The sequence below is a fragment of the Lachnospira pectinoschiza genome (assembly GCF_020564355.1).
Lineage (GTDB): Bacteria > Bacillota > Clostridia > Lachnospirales > Lachnospiraceae > Lachnospira > Lachnospira intestinalis.
Window position 1 is genome coordinate 1 of the sequence record NZ_JAJCRR010000056.1, and the last position, 339, is coordinate 339.

The window sequence follows — 339 nt, forward strand, 5'->3', positions numbered from 1 at the left end:
CTAAGAGCACCCCTTCTCCCGAAGTTACGGGGTCATTTTGCCGAGTTCCTTAACAATGCTTCTCCCGCCGGCCTTAGGATTCTCTCCTCATCCACCTGTGTCGGTTTACGGTACGGGTACATTAAACACAATAGCGGCTTTTCTCGACAGCCGGTAAGCATGCTTCGCTACTTTTGTTCGCTCCGCGTCACATTCTCGGGTTGCATGACGGATTTGCCTGTCATACCCCTCCCATGCTTGCACCGGATTTTCCTTTTCCGGCTCATGCCTTCCTTCTGTGTCCCCACAGTTCTGATTTAATGCAGTACAGGAATTTCAACCTGTTGTCCATCGGCTACG

Annotated in this window: 1 rRNA gene; it reads right to left on the reverse strand. The window is 51.3% G+C overall.

The features are described from left to right. Positions 1 to 339 (reverse strand): 23S ribosomal RNA (locus LI288_RS14225); the annotation flags it as partial.